This window comes from Microbacterium sp. BDGP8 (assembly GCF_029991045.1).
Lineage (GTDB): Bacteria > Actinomycetota > Actinomycetes > Actinomycetales > Microbacteriaceae > Microbacterium > Microbacterium plantarum.
Genome location: NZ_CP120712.1, coordinates 959,717 through 980,947 on the forward strand (window position 1 = coordinate 959,717; position 21,231 = coordinate 980,947).

General features: G+C 71.0%; 19 protein-coding genes. 10 read left to right on the forward strand and 9 right to left on the reverse strand.

Annotated elements, in window-relative coordinates:
• The first annotated feature begins 46 nt into the window (after positions 1 to 46).
• Positions 47 to 502 carry an SRPBCC family protein gene (locus tag P6897_RS04540; protein WP_023951935.1) on the forward strand — a complete coding sequence of 152 codons (456 nt, stop codon included), beginning with the start codon at positions 47 to 49 and terminating at the stop codon, positions 500 to 502.
• A gap of 79 nt (positions 503 to 581) precedes the next feature.
• Here P6897_RS04540 and P6897_RS04545 read toward each other — a convergent pair whose 3' ends face one another.
• Entirely contained in the window at positions 582 to 797 is a 216-nt protein-coding gene (locus P6897_RS04545; protein WP_282502225.1) for a DUF2945 domain-containing protein, read from the reverse strand.
• A 132-nt stretch (positions 798 to 929) separates the two neighbouring features.
• Between P6897_RS04545 and P6897_RS04550 the strand changes: the two genes are divergently transcribed.
• The 3 genes from P6897_RS04550 (at position 930) to P6897_RS04560 (ending at position 3,583) form a co-directional block, all read left to right on the forward strand.
• Complete coding sequence (locus P6897_RS04550) at positions 930 to 1,754, forward strand: SDR family NAD(P)-dependent oxidoreductase (protein ID WP_282502226.1); 825 nt, start codon at positions 930 to 932, stop codon at positions 1,752 to 1,754.
• A gap of 162 nt (positions 1,755 to 1,916) precedes the next feature.
• Entirely contained in the window at positions 1,917 to 2,282 is a 366-nt protein-coding gene (locus P6897_RS04555; RefSeq protein ID WP_269267484.1) for a hypothetical protein, read from the forward strand.
• A 62-nt stretch (positions 2,283 to 2,344) separates the two neighbouring features.
• Positions 2,345 to 3,583 (forward strand): FAD/NAD(P)-binding oxidoreductase, encoded by a 1,239-nt coding sequence (locus P6897_RS04560; RefSeq protein ID WP_282502227.1) that lies wholly within the window; start codon positions 2,345 to 2,347, stop codon positions 3,581 to 3,583.
• Here P6897_RS04560 and P6897_RS04565 read toward each other — a convergent pair.
• From P6897_RS04565 to P6897_RS04575, 3 genes are read right to left on the reverse strand one after another with little or no spacing between them, the layout of a single operon-like run.
• The gene (locus P6897_RS04565; RefSeq protein ID WP_282502228.1) at positions 3,567 to 4,211 is read right to left on the reverse strand and encodes a hypothetical protein; all 645 of its coding nucleotides are present in this window, start codon (positions 4,209 to 4,211) and stop codon (positions 3,567 to 3,569) included. The genes P6897_RS04560 and P6897_RS04565 overlap by 17 nt on opposite strands.
• Positions 4,208 to 5,068, reverse strand: a complete 861-nt coding sequence (locus P6897_RS04570) for an endonuclease/exonuclease/phosphatase family protein (RefSeq protein ID WP_282502229.1) — start codon at positions 5,066 to 5,068, stop codon at positions 4,208 to 4,210. Before P6897_RS04570 ends, P6897_RS04565 begins: the two co-directional genes overlap by 4 nt.
• Positions 5,065 to 5,877 carry a glycosyltransferase family 2 protein gene (locus P6897_RS04575; protein ID WP_282502230.1) on the reverse strand — a complete coding sequence of 271 codons (813 nt, stop codon included), beginning with the start codon at positions 5,875 to 5,877 and terminating at the stop codon, positions 5,065 to 5,067. Before P6897_RS04575 ends, P6897_RS04570 begins: the two co-directional genes overlap by 4 nt.
• Positions 5,878 to 5,960: 83 nt before the next feature.
• Here P6897_RS04575 and P6897_RS04580 point away from each other — a divergent pair, with 83 nt between their 5' ends.
• Positions 5,961 to 7,730, forward strand: a complete 1,770-nt coding sequence (locus P6897_RS04580) for an NYN domain-containing protein (RefSeq protein WP_282502231.1) — start codon at positions 5,961 to 5,963, stop codon at positions 7,728 to 7,730.
• Between the two features lie 19 nt (positions 7,731 to 7,749).
• Here P6897_RS04580 and P6897_RS04585 read toward each other — a convergent pair whose 3' ends face one another.
• Entirely contained in the window at positions 7,750 to 9,249 is a 1,500-nt protein-coding gene (locus P6897_RS04585; protein ID WP_282502232.1) for an MATE family efflux transporter, read from the reverse strand.
• 120 nt (positions 9,250 to 9,369) lie between these two features.
• Positions 9,370 to 9,504: a hypothetical protein gene (locus P6897_RS04590; protein WP_274177495.1), complete on the reverse strand. Its 135-nt coding sequence runs from the start codon at positions 9,502 to 9,504 to the stop codon at positions 9,370 to 9,372.
• A gap of 247 nt (positions 9,505 to 9,751) precedes the next feature.
• Here P6897_RS04590 and P6897_RS04595 point away from each other — a divergent pair, with 247 nt between their 5' ends.
• Positions 9,752 to 10,021: a TraR/DksA family transcriptional regulator gene (locus P6897_RS04595; protein WP_282502233.1), complete on the forward strand. Its 270-nt coding sequence runs from the start codon at positions 9,752 to 9,754 to the stop codon at positions 10,019 to 10,021.
• Positions 10,022 to 10,027: 6 nt separating this feature from the next.
• Here the strand turns inward: P6897_RS04595 and P6897_RS04600 are convergent, their stop codons facing one another.
• Both P6897_RS04600 and P6897_RS04605 read right to left on the reverse strand, forming a co-directional pair.
• Entirely contained in the window at positions 10,028 to 11,131 is a 1,104-nt protein-coding gene (locus tag P6897_RS04600) for a HAMP domain-containing sensor histidine kinase (protein WP_323987379.1), read from the reverse strand.
• Positions 11,128 to 11,796: a response regulator transcription factor gene (locus P6897_RS04605; RefSeq protein WP_282502234.1), complete on the reverse strand. Its 669-nt coding sequence runs from the start codon at positions 11,794 to 11,796 to the stop codon at positions 11,128 to 11,130. Before P6897_RS04605 ends, P6897_RS04600 begins: the two co-directional genes overlap by 4 nt.
• Before the next feature lie 86 nt (positions 11,797 to 11,882).
• Between P6897_RS04605 and P6897_RS04610 the strand changes: the two genes are divergently transcribed.
• The 3 genes from P6897_RS04610 to P6897_RS04620 all read left to right on the forward strand — a co-directional run bounded on the left by P6897_RS04610 (position 11,883) and on the right by P6897_RS04620 (position 15,310).
• Positions 11,883 to 12,578, forward strand: a complete 696-nt coding sequence (locus tag P6897_RS04610) for a M15 family metallopeptidase (protein WP_282502235.1) — start codon at positions 11,883 to 11,885, stop codon at positions 12,576 to 12,578.
• 64 nt (positions 12,579 to 12,642) lie between these two features.
• The gene (locus P6897_RS04615) at positions 12,643 to 13,932 is read left to right on the forward strand and encodes a M18 family aminopeptidase (RefSeq protein ID WP_282502236.1); all 1,290 of its coding nucleotides are present in this window, start codon (positions 12,643 to 12,645) and stop codon (positions 13,930 to 13,932) included.
• A 100-nt stretch (positions 13,933 to 14,032) separates the two neighbouring features.
• Positions 14,033 to 15,310, forward strand: a complete 1,278-nt coding sequence (locus P6897_RS04620; protein ID WP_282502237.1) for an MFS transporter — start codon at positions 14,033 to 14,035, stop codon at positions 15,308 to 15,310.
• On the opposite strand, the gene chrA is transcribed toward P6897_RS04620, so the two are convergent.
• The gene (gene chrA, locus P6897_RS04625; RefSeq protein WP_282502238.1) at positions 15,300 to 16,502 is read right to left on the reverse strand and encodes a chromate efflux transporter; all 1,203 of its coding nucleotides are present in this window, start codon (positions 16,500 to 16,502) and stop codon (positions 15,300 to 15,302) included. The two genes, P6897_RS04620 and chrA, sit on opposite strands and share 11 nt — an antisense overlap.
• 175 nt (positions 16,503 to 16,677) lie before the next feature.
• Between chrA and P6897_RS04630 the strand changes: the two genes are divergently transcribed.
• Positions 16,678 to 21,231, forward strand: coding sequence for a lamin tail domain-containing protein (locus P6897_RS04630; RefSeq protein WP_282502239.1), 4,554 nt, complete (start codon positions 16,678 to 16,680; stop codon positions 21,229 to 21,231).

Genomic DNA, 21,231 nt, shown 5'->3' on the forward strand with positions numbered 1-21,231 from the left:
GCGAAGCATGGTGACAGCCCCGCAATCGAAACGAAAGGAGCCGCCCATGGCTCGCATCATCGAGACCATCGACGTCGACGTTCCCGTCTCCGTCGCCTACAACCAGTGGACGCAGTTCGAGTCGTTCCCGCACTTCCTCAGCTTCGTCGAGTCGGTCACCCAGCTCGACGACGGCACGACCCACTGGAAGGTCAAGATCGGCGGGGCTGAGCGCGAGTTCACCGCGAAGATCACCGAGCAGCACCCCGACGAGCGTGTCGCCTGGAACAGCGTCGGCGGCAAGGACGAGCACGCCGGTGTCGTGACCTTCCACAAGCTCAGCGACAACGAGACCCGCGTCACGGTTCAGCTGGACTGGAAGCCCGAGGGCTTCGTCGAGTCGGTCGGCGCGGCCATCGGCATCGACGACCACGCCGTGAAGAAGGACCTCACGCGCTTCAAGGAGTTCATCGAGTCGCGCGGCACCGAGACCGGAGCCTGGCGCGGCGACATCGAGAACTGACCTCGACGCTGACGGCTACGACGAGAGGCCCCTCCGTTCGGCGGAGGGGCCTCTCGTCGCGCTGCGGGGTGGCAGCCGCTCAATCGCTGAGCTTGCGCAGCGCCGAACGCTTGTGGGCCGCCTGGTCGCCGCTCTTCTCCGACTCGACGATGAAGGCGGGGTCGTCGGCGGATGCTGTGAACTTCTGACCCGCGAACTGGAAGTCCTTCTCCTTCTTCTCGACGATCTTCCCCTGCGTCCGCCCTTGGGAGGTGTCCCAGCTGACGCGGTCGCCCTTCGACAGTTCCTGAGCCATGCCGGCTCCTTCCGTTGTGCTTCGGTTGCCGCGATCCTTCCGCCGGCGGAACCGGGGGAGAAGCCGTTGACACACCGGGGTCGGATGCGCCAGCACTGCCGCCGACCGGCCGGAGCCTGCGAGACTGCGGGCATGCGCACGATCGTCATCACGGGAGCCAGCGACGGAATCGGGGCGGCCGCGGCGCGGCGCCTCGCGCGAGAAGGGCACCGGGTCGTGCTCGTCGGGCGTTCGCCGGAGAAGACGCGGGCTCTCGCCAGCGAGCTCGGCGCGCCCTACCACCTGGCCGACTACGCCGAGCTCGCGCAGGTGCGTCGGCTCTCCGACGAGCTGCTCGAGGCGTATCCGCGCATCGACGTGCTCGCCAACAACGCCGGCGGCATCTTCGGCCCGCGTGCCCTCACCGTCGACGGCTACGAGCAGACCTTCCAGGTCAATCACCTCGCCGGGTTCCTGCTGACGAACCTGCTGCTCGAGCGGCTCATCGAGAGCGAGGCATCCGTCATCCAGACGGCGAGTGTGGCGGCTCGCCTGTTCTCACGGTTCGACGTCACCGACCTGAACGCGGCGAAGCACTACTCGGGACGCATCGCCTACGGCAACGCCAAGCTCGCCGACATCCTGTTCACGCGGGAACTCCAGACCCGGTTCGGCGAACAGGGCATCTCGGCGGCCGCGTTCCACCCCGGCGTCGTCGCGACGCAGTTCGCCGCGAACGTTCCCGGCCCGCTCCGCTGGGTCTACCACAACCCACTCGCCCGGCGCCTGCTCACGACCACCGACGAGGGCGGCGCTCGACTGGTCTTCCTCGCCGACGGCATCCCCAACCGTGACTGGGTGCCCGGCGCCTACTACGAGAACGACCGTCCGACCCGCTCCCACCGCAATGCGACCGACGCCGACCTCGCCCGCGAGCTCTGGGACCGGAGTGCCGAGATGGTCGCCCTCGCCCGCTGACCCGCCCGCGCCGGCTGTGCTGCGCGAGTACGCACCGTCGCGCCGAAAGCGCACCGTGCAGGGTGCGTTCTCGCGCGGACGGTGCGTGCTCGGCGCGTGATGCGCAAGGGGGTCGGCGGGGGCGCGGGGAGCGCATACCGTGGGGGCGAACGGGAGGACGACATGGTCGACAAGCGCAACGAGCCCCACGGACCAGAGCAGATGCCGGACCGCCACCCCCGGCCCGATCCCACCGATCTCACCAATCAGGCCAGCTTCCGGCACGGATCGGCCTCGCGGTGGCTCGTGCCCGCGGGCGTCCTGGCCGCGGTCGCGATCGTGCTCTACGTGCTGGCATTCCAGCTGCAGACGGCGTTGCCCGCGGTCGGCATCATCTTCGCGGTCGTCGGCTGGGCGATGATGGTCGTCGCCGCCCGGTCGTCGGCCGATGCCCCCGTCCGCAATCGGCGGCTGGCCGTCGCGATGGGCATCCTCGCCGTCGGGTCTCTCGCGATCTTCGTGCTCATCTACATCACCGAGACGCTCTAGACCCCGCCGTCGCGCGACGCAAGCACCTCGGTCGTTCCGCGCCTGCCACCTACCGTGGTCGCATGGCGACGGCAGACGCAGCATCCGATCCCCGAGCGACCCGGTCGCACAACGCGCATCACCGGATCGTCGTGGTCGGCGGCGGCAACGGCGGGGTGTCCGCCGCGGCTCGATTGCAGCGGCGCGGACTCGACGACATCGCGCTGATCGAGCCGAAGGACGTCCACGAGTATCAGCCGCTGTTCTCGCACGTCGCCGGCGGCACCGCGCGCATCAGCGAGACGGTCCGGCCACAGCGCAGCGTCATCCCCGACGGCGTCCGGTGGATCCAGGATGCCGTCGTCTCGGTCGACCCGCGTCGATCGGTCGTCCGCCTGATCTCGGGCGACGAGATCGGCTACGACCACCTCGTCCTCAGCCCCGGGATGCAGAAGGACTGGGCGAGCGTTCCGGGCCTCGCCGAGTCGATCGGCACGGGCGACGTCACCACGCACTACGAGGGCGACCTCGCGGCGCGCACGTCGCTGCGCCTGCGCGATCTGCGGCAGGGCACCGTCGTCTTCACGCAGCCCGCAGGCCCCGCCTCGTGTGCGGGTGCCTCGCAGAAACCCATGTACCAGGCGTGCGATTACTGGCAGCGCACCGGTGTGCTCGACGACATCAGAGTCGTCCTCGTCGTGCCGGAGAGCACCGTGTTCGGCATCCCGGCCTTCGACCACGAGATCCAGCGGGCGATCGACCGTTACGGCATCGAGCTGCGGACGCAGAGCGCGTTGATCGAGGTGGATGCCGCGGCTTCCGAAGTCGTCATCGGCTCGCCCTCCGGCATCGAACGCCTCCGGTTCGATCTCGTCAACGTGGTGCCGCCGCAGTCGGCGCCCGACTGGATCCGCGCCTCGGGCCTGGCAGCGGACGGCGATGCGGACGGGTTCGTCGACGTCGACCCCGAGACCCTCCGCCACACGCGCTTCGGCAACGTGTGGGCCATCGGTGACGCCGCCGCGACGACGAACTCGAAGAGCGGGGGAGCGCTGCGCAAGCAGACCATGGTGCTCGCGAAGAACCTCGCGGCCGTCGCCTCGGGTGGCGAACCCCGTGCGCGGTACGACGGCTACGGCGTATGCCCGATGACGGTGTCGCGTTCGAGCGTCGTGTGGGCCGAGTTCGGGCCCACCGGCGATCTCATGCCGACGATCCCCTTCTTCCGCCGCATGTACCGCGAGAGCGCGCTGTCGTGGTTCTTCGACCGGCGCGTGCTGCCCTGGGTCTACTGGAACCTCATCCTCACCGGGAGGGCGTGACGCCCGCGGCGTCGTGGTCGGCGTCGCTGCCCGCCGCGGGCGTGCGCTCGACTGTCAGCCGCACGCGGGCCACGAGGATGCCGGCGATCAGCGCGCCGAGTCCACCGACGGCCATGTCGCCGATCGTGTCGTCGTAGGTCACGAGGATGGTGTCGACGAACGCCTTGCCGACCCACTCCACGATCTCCCAGAGGGCGGCGAAGGCGAGACCGAACGCCGTCGTGTTGATGAGGCCGGTCCGCCGCCGGAAGCCCGCGGCGCCGGGAAGCGGCACGATCGAGACCCGAGCCGCCGCGATGTAGGCGAGCGCTGCGAGGACGCCCGTGCAAACGAGATGCACGGGGATGTCCCACGGTGGGACGCTGCGATACAGATCGACGACGTTGCTCCACGCCGCCACCAGGACCGTGATGCCGCACACGATGTCGAATGCGGGACGGACGCCGACGAACCGCGGTGCGACGAGTGCGGGAAGGGCGAAGGCGAGGATGCCGGCGTCCGTGGGCTCGAACCACAGCACCGCGACCACGATGCTGAGGACGCCGCACAGCCGCACCGCGTCCGCGGCGACAGCGCTCGTGGTGCGGGGCGGTCGGAGGAAGTTGTCGATCATGACGGGCCGGCTCACGACTGCTCCCTGCTCAGGCGGAGGAGGATGTGCATCCCGAGGTGATCGGAGGGCGCGGCGCCGTCGCTCGTCCGGGTGTCGACCGCGGCGCGCATGACGCGGGTGCGCCGGTCGACCGCGATCCAGTCGATCGGGCCTTTCCGCACGCGCGGTGGGTGATATCCGCCGTAGGTGTCCCAGAGCGGGGTCGTCCGGACCTCCGCCGCATGCCACGCATCCACCAGGTCGCTGCTGAACAACGCCGCGAGAGGTGCCGAACCCGGCCCGGCGTTCATGTCGCCCATGACGACCACCGGGCCCGCGGTCTCGGCGGCGAGGTCGTGCAGGAGCCATGCCGAGCGCAGCCGTGACCGCGCGGAGAACACGTCGAGATGGGTGTTGAGAACGGTCAGGCCGCTGCCGGTGACCCGATCGCGGAAGGCGGCCCGGACCACCACCCGCGGCACGGGATTGCCCCACGACATCGATCCCGCGACCTCGGGCGTCTCGGAGAGAGCGAGCTGCTCGTGACCGGTGAGCTGCAGCCGGTCGCTGTCGAAGAAGATCGGGCAGCCTTCGCCGCGGCCGTCGGCGCCCCGGCCATGACCGACGAAGCGGTAGGCCGTGCCGAGCGAGGCGCGCACCAGGTCGGCCTGATCGGGCATCGCCTCCTGCGTTCCGAGGATGGCGGGCGGGTCGGCGTGGAGCACCGTGGCCAGGCGCCGGCCGCGCACCGACCAACGGTCGTTCGGGGGCCAGGTGGGGCCGTCGATGCGGCGCCGGATGTTCCAGGTCGCGACGTGGAGGTCGTGAGGATGCATCTCGTCGGGACCGAACATGCGCGGCATCGCCGCAGCCGTGCCCGTCGAGACCGTCATGGGCTGACCTGCGCGGACAGCGCCGAGGCCGGGTGCTCCGGGGCCACGCGCTGCGCGCGGCGGAGCCGCCGGGCGACGCGGCGGTGCGGCAGCTCGTCCGGCCAGTGGGTGAGGACGGTGCGGAAGCCGCGGGCGATACGCGTGCGGAAGGCTCGCCCGTCGTCGAAGGGTCGCATCGAGATCCCCATGTCGGCACGGCGCGAGTACGCGATGCGGTGTCGCCCGCCGAGGTGGAACGCGAGGTCGAAGTCGTCGTGCACCTCTGCGTCGCCGCGGTGGACCTCCGTCCGTACGCTGCGCCAGGCCGCGCGACGGAAGGCGAGGTTGGAGCCGAACAACGGCAGGTGGCCGAGAGCGGCGAAGCCCAGCAGTGCATAGAGTCCCAGGTACGTCGCTGCGAGCGGTACCCGCAGGGCGCGGGGCCCGTCGACGAAGTGCGCGGCGCCGGTCAGGACATCGACGTCAGGCCGCTGGGCGAAGTCGCGACGGAAGTCCGCGACCCACGTCGGATCCGGAAGCGAATCGGCGTCCAGGCGCAGCACGAGATCGCCGGTCGCATGGTCGTAGCCGGTGGCGGCCGCCGCCGGGATGCCGGCGGTCACGCACTCGACGACCCGTGCACCCGCGGCTCGCGCGACCTCGGCGGAGTCGTCGCGTGAACCGTTGTCGACGACGACGATCTCATCGGGCTGTTCGGACTGCTGGGCGAGAGCGCGCAGACACCGCCGCAGCATCACAGCATCGTCTTTCACCGGGATCACGACCGAGACGGTCGGACGGTGCAGCGGGGGCTGGCGTTCGAGTGTCATCGGACCTCACGCTACGGCGGGCGCGGGAGCGGCGGGAGCGGCTTGACAGTGCTCCGGCCCGCCGTCAATGACATGCTGGAGGTATGCCTCAGCAGAGCGATCTCCTCGCCGTCCTCGTCGATGCCGACAACGTCTCGCCATCGCGGATCGGCGGAGTACTCGCCGAGATCGCCACCTACGGCACCGCCTCGGTCAAGCGCGTGTACGGCGACTGGACCAAGTCGCAGCTGCGCGGATGGAAGGATGCCGCGAGCGAGCACGTCATCCAGCCGATGCAGCAGTTCGACAACACGACGGGCAAGAACGCGACCGACAGTGCGCTGATCATCGACGCGATGGACCTGCTGTACACGCGCCGATTCCAGGGGTTCTGCATCGTCTCGAGCGACAGCGACTTCACGCGCCTCGCCTCGCGCATCCGCGAGGAGGGTGTGACCGTCTACGGCTTCGGCGAGCGGAAGACGCCCGAGGCCTTCCGCAACGCCTGCGATCAGTTCACCTACCTCGAGGTGCTCGGAGTCGTCGACGAGAAGGATGCCGCCCGCTCGACGACGGCTGAGCGCTGGACGTCCGCGGCGCTGCGCGGCGATGCGCGCCTCGTGGCTCTCCTCCGGAGCGCCGTCGAGACGGCTTCCGCCGATGACGGCTGGTCCGACCTCGGGACGGTGGGGCAGCTCATGCGCAAGCAGCAGCCCGACTTCGACCCCCGCAACTGGGGTTACGCGAAACTCTCGGATCTCGTGCGGGCGGTGGGGCTGTTCACGATCGAGTCGAAGCCGGGCGGGATGTCGCTTCGCCCGAAGGACGCAGCGGGCGTGAAGGGCTCCGACGACACCCCTGCGGATGCGTCCGCGAAGGGGCGCGGCGACGCTCGCGGCGAGGCCGAAGCCGGGACGACCGGCGGTCGCTCGCGGCGCAAGCCGTCCCGCGCCAAGAGCGCCGCGCAGGACGCTGAGCCGCCGGCCCCGGAGGTCGCCGCCGAGGCGCGTGACGAGGGCTCGCGGGCGATGCCTCCGGCAGAACCGACGAGCGGATCGACGCCGCGCAACCGCCGTCCGATGATCGAGCAGCTCACGCTGGGCGCAGCCCTGGATGCGGCTCTCGACGCGGTCTCGTCGGCGGCGCGCGGCAACGCCGCAGCGTCCGCAGCGCCGTCGGAGAGCACGGAGACGGCGGCCGGCGTGGCAACTATCGAGCCCGCGCCGGCATCCGACGCGACCGAGACGTCGGACGTCGCGAGCACTGACGAGCCGGCGGTTTCGGCTGACGCCGCTCCGGTCACGGATGAGGCGCCCGCTGCGGGCCGGGCCGGGAAGAAGACCGGCGGGAGGACAGCGGCGAAGACGAGCGCGAAGTCCGAAGCGGAGACGACGTCGGCGAGCGGCGAGTCGAAGACCCGGACCCCTCGCAGAACCGGTGCCCGCACCGCCGCGAAGCGCGCGACGGACGCCGACGCGTCGACGGAGACGCAGACGGACGAGGCTGCGCCGGCTCCGAGCACCGATGCGGCGTCCGCCCCCGCGGCTGACGTCGAGCCCGTCGCCGAGTCCGTTCCGGCTGAGACCGAGCCTTCGACCGACGCCCCGGTTCGGCCGAAGCGCGCTTCGCGGAGCCGGGCCGCCGCTCCGAAGACACCGTCGGATGAAGCCGATACCGAAGCCGAAGCCGAAGCCGGGGCCGATGCCGAGGCGCCCACTCGGCCGAAGCGGGCACCCCGCAGCCGGAAGGCTCCGGTGACGGACGCTCCCGCGGAGCCCGCCGTGGAGCCGCGCGCCGAAGAGCCCGCGGCGGCAGCCGCCCCCGTCAAGCGGACGCCACGCCGGGCATCACGCCCCGGTTCATCCGCGAGCTGATCCGCAGGTCACCCGGGGGTCAGCCGCGGCTGCGGCGCAGCGCTGCGGCGACCGTACGCCGGCGTCGCCGGGCCGGGACGACGGGGACCGGCTGCGTGACCACCGCATCGACGACCATCGATCCGCTCGCGGGGCCGACGACCGGAACGGGAGTCGTGGCCGCGCTGATGTGATCCGCGCGTGCGACCGGCATGCTCGCGAGTTCGCGACGCGCTCGCAGGTAGGCCGGGATCAGGATGGCGGTGGCACCGAGCCAGGCGAGGGGGTTGCTCCACGCGACCCCCGCGAAACCGATGAGCGCGCCGAGCACGACAGCGGCTCCGGCGCGCATGAAGAGCTCGACGATTCCGGTGATGGTCGGCACGAGAGTGTGGCCGAGGCCCTGCAGCGCCCCGCGGAGCACGAACAGGACGCCCAGCGCCGTATAGGTCGCGCCGTTGATGATCAGCATGAGGGCGGCGAGCGAGACCACGTCGTCCGAGCCGTCACCGACGAACAGGCGGACGAGCGGCGCCCCGAGAGTGATGAGCACCGCGCCGAGTCCGACAGCGCCGATCACGGCCATCCACGTCGCCTGTGCGACGCCCTGGCGGATGCGGTCGGGACGTCCACCGCCGTAGTTCTGCGCGACGAACATCGAGACGGCGAGTCCCAGCGACTGCAGCAGAGCGATCGCGAGCCCGTCGACGCGTGAAGCGGTCGTGTAGGCGGCGACGGCGTCGGCGCCGAGCTCGTTCAGGCGCACCTGCACCGCGAGCGTGCCGATCGCGATGATCGACGCCTGGAAACCCATCGGCAGTCCGAGTCGCAGGTGCAGGGCGAGGTCGGCGCGCGTGATGCGCCAGTCGGCGCGCCGCATGCGCAGGACCGGGATGCGGCGGCGGATGTAGTCGAGGCACAGCCCGACCGACAACGCCTGCGACACGACCGTCGCCAGGGCGGCGCCACCGACGCCCCATCCGAGCGGCCCGACCATCAGCACGACGAGCACGACGTTGAAGACGCATGCCACCGTCAGGAAGATCAGCGGAGTGCGGGAGTCGCCGATCGCGCGGATGATCGCCGCCAGGTAGTTGAAGAACATCGTCGCCCCGGCGCCGAGGAAGCTGACGACGGCGAAGGTCGTCGCATCATCGAGGAGCTCGGGGGGAGTCTGCAGCAGTTCGAGCAGGGGACGCGACAGGAACGGAGCCACGACGGTGAGGACGACGCTCGTCATCGCGGTCAGCGTGGCGCCGGCCGCGACCGACCGGCGGACCGCGGCGTGATCGCCCGCGCCGAAGGCCTGCGCCGTCGGGATCGCGAATCCGGAGGTGAGTCCCCACGCGAACCCGATGAGCAGGAACAGCATCGAGCCGGTCGCGCCGACGGCGGCGAGAGAGTCGACGCCGAGCCAGCGCCCGACCACGACCGCATCGACGATGTGGTACATCTGCTGCACCACGTTGCCGATCAGGAGAGGCACCGAGAACGCGAGGATGACGCGCCAGGGGCTGCCGGTGGTGAGGGTGCGGGACATCGCGGTGGCCTTCGAGAAGATGCGGGCACGACAACGGCGGCGCCGGAGCGCCGCCGTCAATCAGTGTATCGAATCGATTCGAGATGCGCCAAGGGATATCCCGCATGCGCGCTCGCGGTGTCAGCGGGAGGACCCCTTGCGGGGCTTCAGGAACGCGCCGTCCTCCTGCTTCTCGCGCTTGGCCGCGCGTTTTTCTTTCAACGACAATTGCGGCGCCTTTTTGTCGCCTCGTGTGCGTGGTGTCTTGGTCGACATGAGAACTCGCTTCCCCTCGTGGCTGGCGTGTGACTCCCGACCATAGCCCGGAAGAAAAAGAAGTCAAATCCGCTTTTCGGGCCGCCTCGGCGCAGCTTGCTTTTCTGTGCGGACTGGCTATGGTGGGTGGTCACCGCCCCGTTGTTTCGCCCTTGCAGGCTTGAGACCGGGGTTTTTCGCGCACCAGAAAAATCAGAACGGAAGAAAAATGGAAAAGACCGCCGACGCGACGTCGAGCGACGTTCGAATGCGCCTCGAAGCGCTGCTCGCCGAACGCCGCGAGCTGCTGCAGGATATCGAGCCGCGCGCGGTTCCTTCCGTCGACCCGGTGGCATATCAGACCGCCGCATCGCACCGCGCCACGATCACCCTGATCACCGAGGCCCTGGATCGCGTCGACGCGGGCTCGTACGGGCGCTGCGTCGGATGCGGCCGCGCGATCGCGCCGGCACGCCTGGAAGCGGTGCCCTACGCTCCCGCGTGCATCGAGTGTCAGAGCCGGGCCGAGACGGCCTAGGCGCTGTCAGGCGCCGGGCAGTGTCACGCGGACGATCAGGCCCCCGCCCTCACGCGGGGTGATCCGCAGATCGCCGCGATGGCTGCGGACGATGGCCGAGACGATCGTCAGTCCGAGACCGATCCCCCGGTCGGATGCCGCGCGGGTCCGGTCTCCCGCGCGCACGAACGGCTCCGTGAGCGTTGCGACGCGAGCCGGATCGAGGTCGGGACCGGTGTTGGCGATCTCGAGCAGCGCTGAGCCATCGGGTGCCGTCCGGGTGCGTACGGCGACCTCGGCCCCGTCCGGGAGGTTGTGGATGAGGGCATTGGCGACGAGGTTCGACACCAGCTGCCGGAGGAGGGCGGCGTTCCCGCGCGCCGTGGCCGGCCCCCGCTCCTCGCGGATGCTCGGTGACCCTCCACGGGCCGCCTCATCCGCGCCGTCGCGTGCGTCTGCGACGACCTGCTCGACCAGGGCTGCGAGGTCGACCGGCGCGAAGTCGAGGCCGGATCGTCCGGCGCGCGCGAGGTCGAGCAGGGCCTCCGTCGTGGCGATCGCCCGCTCGTTCGTCTCGGCGACCCTGCTCAGGACGAGGTCGACGTCGCGGCCGCCCGGATCGGCGCGCGCCACCTCGATGATCGTCCGGATGACGGCATGCGGGGTGCGCAGCTCGTGCGACGCGTTCGCCGCGAACCGCGATTCCTCTGCGACAGCGCGTTCGATCCGGTCGAGCATGTCGTCGAAGGCGTCGGCGAGGTCGGTCAGCTCGTTCCGGCGTCCGCGCAGCGCGATTCGGCGGTGAAGCGTTCCGGCATCGGCCCGGCCGACTACTTCGGTGACCCGTCCGAGCGGCGCGAGCATCCACCCCGCGAGGAACCAGCCGCCGACGAGTCCGACGACGAGGAGGGCGGCCAGAGCCCACCACGCGTACTTGACGAAGACGTCGGTGAGGTCGCCGCGTCCGGGCGCCCACCCGCCCGTCGACTGGCTGAACAGGTCGCCGCTCGGCACGAACCGCAGGGCCAGCAGCCCGACGCCGAAGAGCACCGCGCCCGCGACGACCAGGAACCCGGCGTAGCTGAGGGTGAGTGAGACCCGCAGGGAGAGCCCGCGGCGGCGGGCGATCACAGCGCGGGTTCCGACATCCGGTATCCGACACCCGGCACGGTCTCGATGACCCAGGGCTCGCCGAGCCGTTTGCGGAGCGTGGAGATCGTGATGCGGACCGCGTTCGTGAACGGGTCCGCGTTCTCGTCCCAGGCGCGTTCGAGCAGCGCCTCGGCGCTGATGACACCACCGCCGGCGCTGAGGAGCACCTCGAGCACGGCGAACTGCTTGCGTGTCAGCGCGATGTACCGTCCATCGCGGTAGACCTCGCGGCGGAAGGGATCGAGCCTCACGCCGCCGAACTCGCGGATCGGGGGAGCGGAGCTGGCCGAGCGCCGCGCCAGCGCACGCAGTCGCAGCACGAGCTCGCGCATCGCGAACGGCTTGGTCAGGTAGTCGTCGGCACCGGACTCGAAGCCCGACGCCTTGTCGTCCAGCCGATCGGCCGCGGTCAGCATGAGGATGCGGGGCGCCCCGGTCTGCTGGGAGAGGTGGCGCGCGATCTCGTCACCGTTCGGGCCGGGGATGTCGCGGTCGAGCACGACCACGTCGTACGCGGTGATCGCCAGCTGCTCGAGCGCGGTATCGCCGTCGGCGGCGAGGCCGGCCGAGATGGCCTCGAGGCGGAGGCCGTCGCGGATCGCCTCGGCGAGGAAGAGCTCGTCCTCGACGATCAGCACACGCATGGCCTCAGGATAGGCGGGCGCATGTATCGCGGGCGTATGCGGAATCGGCGACACCGGTGCAACATCCGCTCTCGTCCACTGGGAGCATGAGCACTTCCTCCGCCCCGGTTCCGACCCGCCCGCTCGCGCTGCCGACGACCGAATCCGGACGGCGGGTGACTTTCGTGCCGCCGCGCCCGCGAGCGCGCACATCCCGTCGTGTTCGCCGTCGCCGCCTCGCCCTCGGCGCGGTTGCCGTCGCGGGTGCGGTCGCCCTCGGCGCCTCCGCCATCGGTGCGCTCGCCGGTTCATCGGGTCTTCAGCTGCCGCCGATGCCGCCGGTCTTCCCGGGCGCGGTCTTCACGCCGTCGGCCGACGACGGGTACATCGACGACGGCGTGCAGGTGAGTCTGTGGGATGACGACCTGCCGGCCATCTCGCGCATCGACCCGGAGCTGCTGGCGGCGATGCGCGCTGCCGAGGCGCGTGCCGCGGACGACGGCATCCGCCTGGGCGTGACGAGCGGATGGCGCAGCGCGGGGTATCAGCAGTGGCTCCTCGACGACCGCATCGCTTCGGTGGGGGAGGAGACCGCCCGCGCCTACGTCGCCACCCCCGAGCAGTCGCGTCACGTCAGCGGCGACGCCATCGACATCGGGCCGGTCGACGCGCAGTACTGGCTGATCTCGTACGGCTCGGAGTTCGGCATCTGCCAGACCTACGGCAACGAGCCGTGGCATTTCGAGTTGGCGACCACGCCGGGATCGGAGTGCCCGCCGATGCGCACCGATGCCAACGGCTGAGCCCGGGCCGCGGCGGCGGGTGCGCCTACGATCGAGGGAGCCCCTCAACGATCCAGGAGTCACCGTGTCCGCCGTCACCGCCGCCGCCCGCTCCCACGCCGACGACCTCGCCGAGTTCGTCGCCGCGTCGCCGTCGAGCTTCCATGCCGCTGCCGAGGTGGCGCGACGCCTCACCGCAGCCGGTTTCACCGCGCTGGCGGAAGACGAGCAGTGGCCGGAACAACCGGGCGGGCGCTACCTCGTGGTGCGCGACGGAGCCGTGCTCGCGTGGATCGTGCCGGCAGCGGCGACCGCGGTGACGCCCGTCCGGGTGTTCGGCGCGCACAGCGACTCGCCCGCCTTCAAGCTCAAGCCCCGCCCCACCACCGGCCGGCTCGGCTGGCTGCAAGCCGGGGTCGAGGTCTACGGCGGACCGCTGCTCAACTCGTGGCTCGACCGCGAGCTGCGGCTGGCCGGCCGCCTCGTGCTCGACGACGGCACCGCGGTGCTCACCGCGACGGGCCCGCTCCTCCGCCTGCCGCAGCTCGCCATCCACCTCGACCGCGAGGCGAACGACCACCTCGCCCTCGATAAGCAGACGCAGACGCAGCCGGTGTGGGGGCTCGGGTCCGCCGACTCCGCCGACCTGCTCGGCGAGCTCGCCCGCGAGGCGGGAGTGGATGCCGCCCGCATCCGCGGCTACGACGTTGTGACGGCCGATGCCGCCCGGGGCTCGGTCTTCGGCGCGGGGGACGTCTTCTTCGCGGCCGGTCGGCTGGATGACCTCGCCTCCGTCCATGCCGGAGTCGTCGCGCTGGAGCGAGCCGCCGGAGGCTTCGACGCCGGGCACATCGCGATGCTCGCCGTCTTCGACCACGAGGAGGTCGGGTCGGCGACCCGCTCGGGTGCGGCCGGTCCCTTCCTCGCCGATGTCATCGAGCGCATCCAGCTCGGCCTCGGTGCCGATCGCGAGGAGGGGATGCGCGCCCTGGCGGCATCCTGGTGCGTCTCGAGCGACGTCGGGCACTCGGTGCACCCGAACTATGCCCACAAGCACGACCCCGTCGTACTGCCGGTGCTCGGATCGGGGCCGATCCTGAAGATCAACGCCAACCAGCGGTACGCGACGGACGGCGTCGGGGCCGCCGCATGGAACGGCTGGTGCGACGCGGCGGGCGTGCGCAGCCAGGAGTTCGTGTCGAACAACGGCGTGCCCTGCGGGTCGACGATCGGGCCGATCACCGCCACGCGGCTCGGCATCCGCACCGTCGACGTGGGGATCCCGATCCTCTCGATGCACTCGGCGCGCGAACTCGCCGGGGTCTCCGACCTGCACGATCTCTCGCTCGTGGCCGAGGAGCTGTTCCGCCGGTAGAATCGAGCAGTCCGCGGCGCCGGCCCGGACGAAGCGATGCAACTACCTGCTGACGGAGCAAGGCGGCACGTGAGAACGAGCTGACTGCTCGGAGGCATGCATGACGTCGAATGATCGTTCCCTGATCCGCCACACGGGTTGGGCGTTCTTCCCGATCGCGTTCATCGCCCGGCTTCCCTTCGCGATGATGGTCGTCGGTGTCCTCACCCTCGTCGTCTCTGCGACCGGGTCGGTGGGGCTCGGCGGGCTCACGTCGGCCGCCGTCGGCATCGGCGTCGTCATCGCCGGCCCGGTGATCGGCGACGCCGTCGACCGGTTCGGGCAGCGGCGGGTGCTCGTTCCACTCGGCATCCTCAACGGCATCCTGCTCGGGGTGTTCCCGATCGTCGTCACCGCCGGATCACCCGACCCGCTCATCCTGACCGCCGCCGCGGCGATCGGCCTGAGCGCTCCGCAAGCGGCAGCCATGTCGCGCAGCCGGCTGATGGGCATCATCCGGGCGCGCCTCGGTGCCGAGCACCGGCCACGCACGCTCTCGCGCGTCATGTCGTACGAGTCGGCGGCCGACGAGACGGCGTTCGTGATCGGCCCGTTCCTCGTCGGCATCCTCGCGGCCGTCATCGCGCCCTGGGCCCCGATCGCGATCGCCGCAGCTCTCAGCCTCGTGTTCGTCACCGCCTTCGCCCTCCACCCCAGCGGGCGGATCGCCGCGACCGCCCTCGACCCCGGTGAGAGCGAGGAGCGGGCGCCGATCGCGCAGGTGCTGCGCGGGCGCGTCCTCGTCCTGGTCGCGGGCACCTTCGGCGTGGGACTCTTCTTCGGAGCGACGCTGACCTCGCTCACCGCGTTCGCGCAAACCGCCGGCGACGACGTCGAGGCCGGGCTGCTCTACGGCCTCATGGGAATCGGCTCGGCCGCCCTCGCCCTCGCGGTGGTGCTCCTGCCGTCGGGCTTCGCCCTGCGTCACCGCTGGCTCGTCTTCGCCGCCGTGCTGGCCGTCTCGGCGGGCGGCTACGCCGCTTCGGACTCGCTGGGCGCGGTCATCGTCATGCTGCTGCTGATGGGGCTCGGCGTCGGACCGACGCTCGTGACGCTGTTCAGCATCGCGGGACACCGCAGCCCCGTCGGCCGGTCGGCGACCACGATGACGCTCCTCGGATCGGCGCTGACGCTGGCGCAAGCGCTCGCGTCAGCCGCGACCGGCGCGATCGCGGAGGCGGGTGATGTCCGGCTGGCGATGCTCCTGCCGACGATCGCCGCGGTCCTCGTCCTCGTGCTCGGGGTCGTCAACGTCGTGATCGAGCGACGTGAACGCGCGGAGGAACAGGCCCGGACATCGGGTGGAGCCCACTCCGCACCGTCGCTCGTCAGCCGTTGATCAGCGCTGCCGTCGTCGCCCCCACGCCGGCGCCCAGCATCACGACCACCCAGGCCGGGCAGCGCCAGAGCGTCAGCAGCCCGAAACAGACGAGGGCGAGCGCGAACTGGTCGACGCGGGTGACCGACGTCGTGAACACCGGGTCGTAGAGGGCGGCGCCGAGGATGCCGACGACCGCGGCGCTCGCTCCGCGGACCAGGCCTCGTGCCCGGGACCAGCGCCGCACGACGGCCCACACGGGCAGCGCACCGAGGAGCAGCAGGAAGCCGGGCAGGAAGATCGCGACGAGCGCGATCATGGCCCCGGCCACGCCACCCGGGCCGACGCTCGCGAGCGCCCCGAGATAGGCCGAGAAGGCGAACAGCGGACCGGGCAGGGCCTGCGCCGCACCATAGCCGGCCAGGAACGTCCCGGCATCCACCCAGCCCGGGCCGACGACGGCGCTCTCGAGAAGGGGGAGCACCACGTGGCCGCCGCCGAACACGAGCACGCCCGAGCGCAGGAAGGCGTCGAACAGTGCGAGCGAGCCGTCTCCCGTCACCCGAGCCGCGATCGGGCTCGCGACGAGGAGGCCGGTCAGGATCACGAGCGCGGTGACCCCGACACGGGTGCTCGCGCTCGGAAGGGCGTCCGCGTCGGCGGCGTCATCCGAGTCGGGGAACCCCTCGCCCAGCCACAGGATCCCCGCGAGGGCGCCGAGGGCGATCGCCCCCAACTGGGCGAACGGCCCGCCCACCAGTGCGACCCCGACGGCTGCCGTGATCGCGATCGTCCCGCGCGGTCGGTCGGGTGCGAGGCTTCTCGCCATGCCCCAGACGGCGTGTGCGACGACGGCCACCGCGACCACCTTGAGCCCGTCGACGACTCCGGTCGCGATGGTGCCGGTCACGGCCCCGATTCCGCTCGCCGCCCAGACCATGAGTGCGGCGGAGGGCAGGGTGAATGCGGCGAAGGCCGCGACCGCGCCCGCGAGTCCCGCGCGGCGCAGGCCGATCGCGAACCCCACCTGACTCGAGGCGGGCCCGGGCAGGAACTGGCACAGGGCCACGAGTTCGCCGTAGGTCCGATCGCCGATCCATCGCCGGCGCTCGACGAACTCGTCGCGGAAGTAGCCGAGGTGCGCGATCGGGCCGCCGAAGGATGTCAGTCCGAGGCGCAGGAACACCGCGAACACGGCGGCGAGGTTCGACACCCGTCCAGCGCACCACCGATCCGTGAACAGCCGGTGAACGCCACGCGCGATTAGCACATCGAGATGACGTGGCGCGTCACCGGGCGGACACCTCGCGGGGAGGGATCGTTCACTCCGTGATCGTGCGCGGTCCCTACGGTCGGCGGCATCCCTCTTGCACCGAAGGTGGCTTGTCATGCCCGCTGAGCGCCCACGCGCCCGTTTCCTGACCATCGCGACGACGGCGACGCTCGCCGCCGGAGCCCTCTCGCTCGCGCTCGCGGCGCCCGCGCTCGCATCGCCCACCGCTCTCGTGCCGACGGCGGCCGACGCGGCATCCGGCGCGCTCATCGTCACCGAGATCGCCCCCGACAACGTCGGGGTCGACGACTACGAGTTCTTCGAGGTCCACAACCGCGGCGCGACCGACCTCGATCTGGCGGCGGCGGGCTTCTCGTTCGCCTACACGTACGTCGACGGTGCCGACCGGGCCCGCGACGTGCCGCTCACCGTGGCCGATCCGGTCGTGGTCCCCGCCGGCGGAACCGTGGTCTTCTGGCTGAGCTACACCGCGGGGAGCGTGGATTCCTTCGCGCACTCGATCGACGAGTTCCGCGCTCACTGGGGCGCCGACGACGGCACCCCCGTCGTACGCGTGACGGGGCAGGCCGGCATGGCCAACAGCGCGCCGCGCGGCATCCGCATCCTCCAGAACGACGAGACCGTCGGATGGTCGACCTACGGGCGCACCGCGACGGCAGCCGGGCAATCGGCGCACTTCCGCCTGCCCGCTGAGCGCGTCGACGGCGGCACCGACATCCTCGCCGAGCCGGCCCCGGCCACCCCGGGCGTCGTGGCGCCCGAGGCCATCACCCCGCCCGCGGGAGAGGAGCCCGGGGGACAGCCCGGTTTCGACCCGAAGCCCGACCCGAGCGTCGTCACCGCGCCGCTGCAGATCACCGAGCTGCTGCCGGACTCGGCGAACGTCGCGGGCTCCGACGCCTTCGAGTTCATCGAGGTCTACAACGCCTCGAGCGATCCGATCGACTTCTCCGACTACACGATCGATTACCTCTACCCCGTCGAGGGCTCGTCGAGCGTCTGGCCGGCTGTTCCCGGTGACGTCGTGATCCCGGCCGGCGAGACGCTCGTGCTGTGGATCAAGAACGGCGCCAACGACGCCCTGACCGCCGCCGACTTCAACGACCACTTCGGCTCGCGGCTCGTCGCGGGGGAGAGCCTCGTCGAGATCTCTTCGGCCGGGATGGCGAACGGCTCGCCTCGGGGCGTCGCGATCGAGACCAACAGCGGCCGTCACGTCAGCACCGCGCTGTACAACCTCGACGGCGCCGATGACACCGTCGCCGACCAGGGGATCCGTTACACCGTCGGAGCGGATGTCGCGACGCAGCGGATCGTCGACCTCGCCCCGGCATCGCCGGGTGCCGTGCAGCCAGACCAGGTTCCCGGCGGTCTCATGATCGTTGCGCCCGACACGCAGGCGCCGACGATCGTCGACGGCACCGCCGCCGAGATCCAGCCGGGCACCGACTTCGCCATCACCGCGACCGTGACCGACGACGTCCTGGCGCGGACCGTGACACTGCAGCTCGCCAACGACGTCGACCCCGCTCCGGCGCGCATCAACCTCCTCGACGCCGGCGACGGCTCGGTGACGTTCGTGGTCAACGCCGCCGACCTCATCGGCAAGAGCTGGTACGAGTACACGATCACCGCGAGCGACGGCACGAACTCCACCTCGACGTCGACCCGTCGCGTTCCGGTGGCCGGGGTCGACACCAACCCGGTCCGACTCAACCTCGAGGACGGCCGGTTCGTTTCGGGAACGACCGAGATCGTCGCCGCGGGCGACGCGTACCCGAGCCCGATCGAGCTGACGATCGACGGCGCGGCCGTGGAGACCACCCCCACCCTGGAGGACCAGCCGCGCTTCGTCTTCGACACGACGAACGTCAACTACTACTTCAAGAACGGCGTGCGCATCGGCGACGACGTCCTCAACATCTTCGAGATCGGCACGCAGGGGTGGGAGACCATCGTGACCCCGGTGCCGGTCGAGTACGTCGTCCGCGGTGACGAGCTCGTCGTGAGCGTGTGGGCCGGTACCAAGAAGGCGCCCGAGATCGACCTCGCCGAGAACAACGACGACTTCGAGATCCGGGGTCTGCGCCTGGTCCTGCCCGACGGGCGGACGCTCACGCCCATCGGGTACGACGATCCCGCGGCGGTCCTGCGGATGGGAGACAGCGTCACCGACACGGGGGCGGCCACCGGCAAGCTCGACTACTACGAGGCGCGCTTCGCGCTGCCCGACGACGCGTTCGCCGCTCTCTCGGCCTCGTGGGACACGACCGCCCGCGCCGACGGTGCCGCCGTCGTGGCGGCCACCGACGGCGAGACGACCCTCTCGCGGACGGTGACGGTCGACAACACCGCTCCCGTCGTCACCTCGCAGATCGTCGACGGCACCGCCTATCAGGGGCCCATCGTCATCGACGCCGAGGTCGCCGACGCGGGATCGGGCGTCGCGAGCACCGTCGCCCGGCTCGACGGCGTCGAGATCGCGCTGCCTCACGAGACGTCGTCCGTCGACCTCGCGGCCGGGGATCACCGCGTCGAGATCACCGCGACCGACCACGTGGGGAACACCGACACGTGGACGGCCGCCTTCACGACCTATGAGGAGCAGCCGAGCGCCGGTGTCCTCGCCCCGGCCGAAGGGGCCGAGGTCGCAGCGGGTGATGTGACCCTGCAGGCGAAGGTCGAGGACCCGACGGGCGACGTACTCGACGTGAGCTTCCTCGAGGGGCGCCGGCTCGATCTGTCCGACGGCGACGTCAGCGCGCAGTCCGGCACCGTGCAGGACGCTCGGGCGGTCGACCGCGCCGAGGCCGAGCAGCTGACGGCCGACGAGCTGCGCACCCTCGCCGCCGTTGACGGCGTCTCGGAGGAGATCACGAGCGACCGGGCGTTCCCGTACCAGTCGTTCGACGTCGCGGTCACCGATGCCGACGCCGGCTCGGACGTCCGCTCGACGTGGTCGGGTCACGCCGACGCGGGGGCGACGGTCATCCTCTACGTCCAGCGAGCCGACGGGTCGGGTTGGGACGAGGTCGATCGCCACGTGAGCGCGGCCGATGACGAGTCGTTCTCGCTCGACGCCGTCGTCGCGGTCGACGACTACGCCTTCGCCGCGTCGGACGGCGCGGGCCGGGTGGTGCGGATGCTCGTCCAGCACTCGGAGGGCTTCGCGGGCGCGGACCGCTCCGACCGGACGACTCCGGTCACGCCGCACAACGTCGCCGATGTGCCGCGCAGCGACTACGACTTCACTCTGGCCTGGGAGTCCGACACGCAGTACTACAACGAGAACACCATGCCGGGTGAGCCCTACCGCCACCAGCAGGCGATCCACTCGTACCTGCTCGATCGGCGCGACGAGCTGAACCTGCAGTACCTCTTCCACACCGGCGACATCATCGACGACTACGACGTGATGGAGCAGTGGGAGCGGGCCGACCCCGAGTACCGCCGCCTCGACGAGGCCGGGCTGCCGTACGGCGTGCTGGCCGGCAACCACGATGTGGGCCACCACCTCGAGGACTACTCGAACTACGGTGCGTACTTCGGCGCGGACCGCTATGCCGGCAACCCCTGGTACGGCGGCAGCTTCGAGGACAACCGCGGTCACTACGACCTCATCTCGGCGGGCGGCATCGACTTCCTGATGCTCTACACCGGGTGGCTTCCCGGTGACGCCTCGATCGCCTGGATGAACGAGGTGCTCGCGCAGTACCCCGACCGCGTCGCGATCATCGCGCAGCACGAGTTCATCCTCACCACGGGCGGGCTCGGGGCGATCCCGCAGCGGGTGATGGACGAGGTCGTCGCGACGAACCCGAACGTCCGCATGGTCTTCTCGGGTCACTACCACGACGCGTTCCTGCGCGAGGACGGATTCGACGACGACGGTGACGGCGCCCTGGACCGCACGGTGTACTCGATGCTGTTCGACTATCAGGGTCTCCCGGAGGGCGGTCTCGGGTTCCTGCGTCTCCTGCACTTCGACAACGAGGGCCGGCAGATGCTCGTGCGCACCTACTCGCCCTCGCTCGACGTGTACAACTCCGACGAGCCGAGCTTGCTCGGCCCGGCGGGGGCGGGCGACTACTCGCAGCAGGAGTTCGCGCTGACGTACGACCAGCTGCGCATCGAGCCCGGCACGCGAACGCTCGGCACCGACGCCTTCTCGGCGGAGGTTCTGGGGGACACCGAGATCGCGACGTTCTCGGACGTCGCGAGCGGCTCGATCCTCTCGGCCGCATGGCCGCTCGCGGAGGAGGGTGAGCGGGGGTGGTACGTGCGCACGAGCGATCCGTTCGGCGCCGTCGACGACTCGCGGGTGTCGCTGTTCACGGTCATCGCCGCGGCCGAGCCCGAGAACCCCGGCGACGGCTCGGGCGGAGGGTCGGACCCGGGCGCGGGCGGCGGCACGGGCGGCGGCGACACCGGCGGTGGCGCGGGTAATGCTCCGTCCGGCGGCACCGGCGCGGCCGACCCCGAGGCGGCGGGCGCGGGTGACGGGACCGGCTCACGTCGCGATCTCGCTGCGACCGGCGGGGAAGCCTCGACGACCGCCACTGTGACCGGGATCGCTCTCGTGCTCCTGGTGGGCGGTGCGCTTCTCACGGCGATCCGCCGGCGCGCGCATCGTCGCGGACGGGTCTGA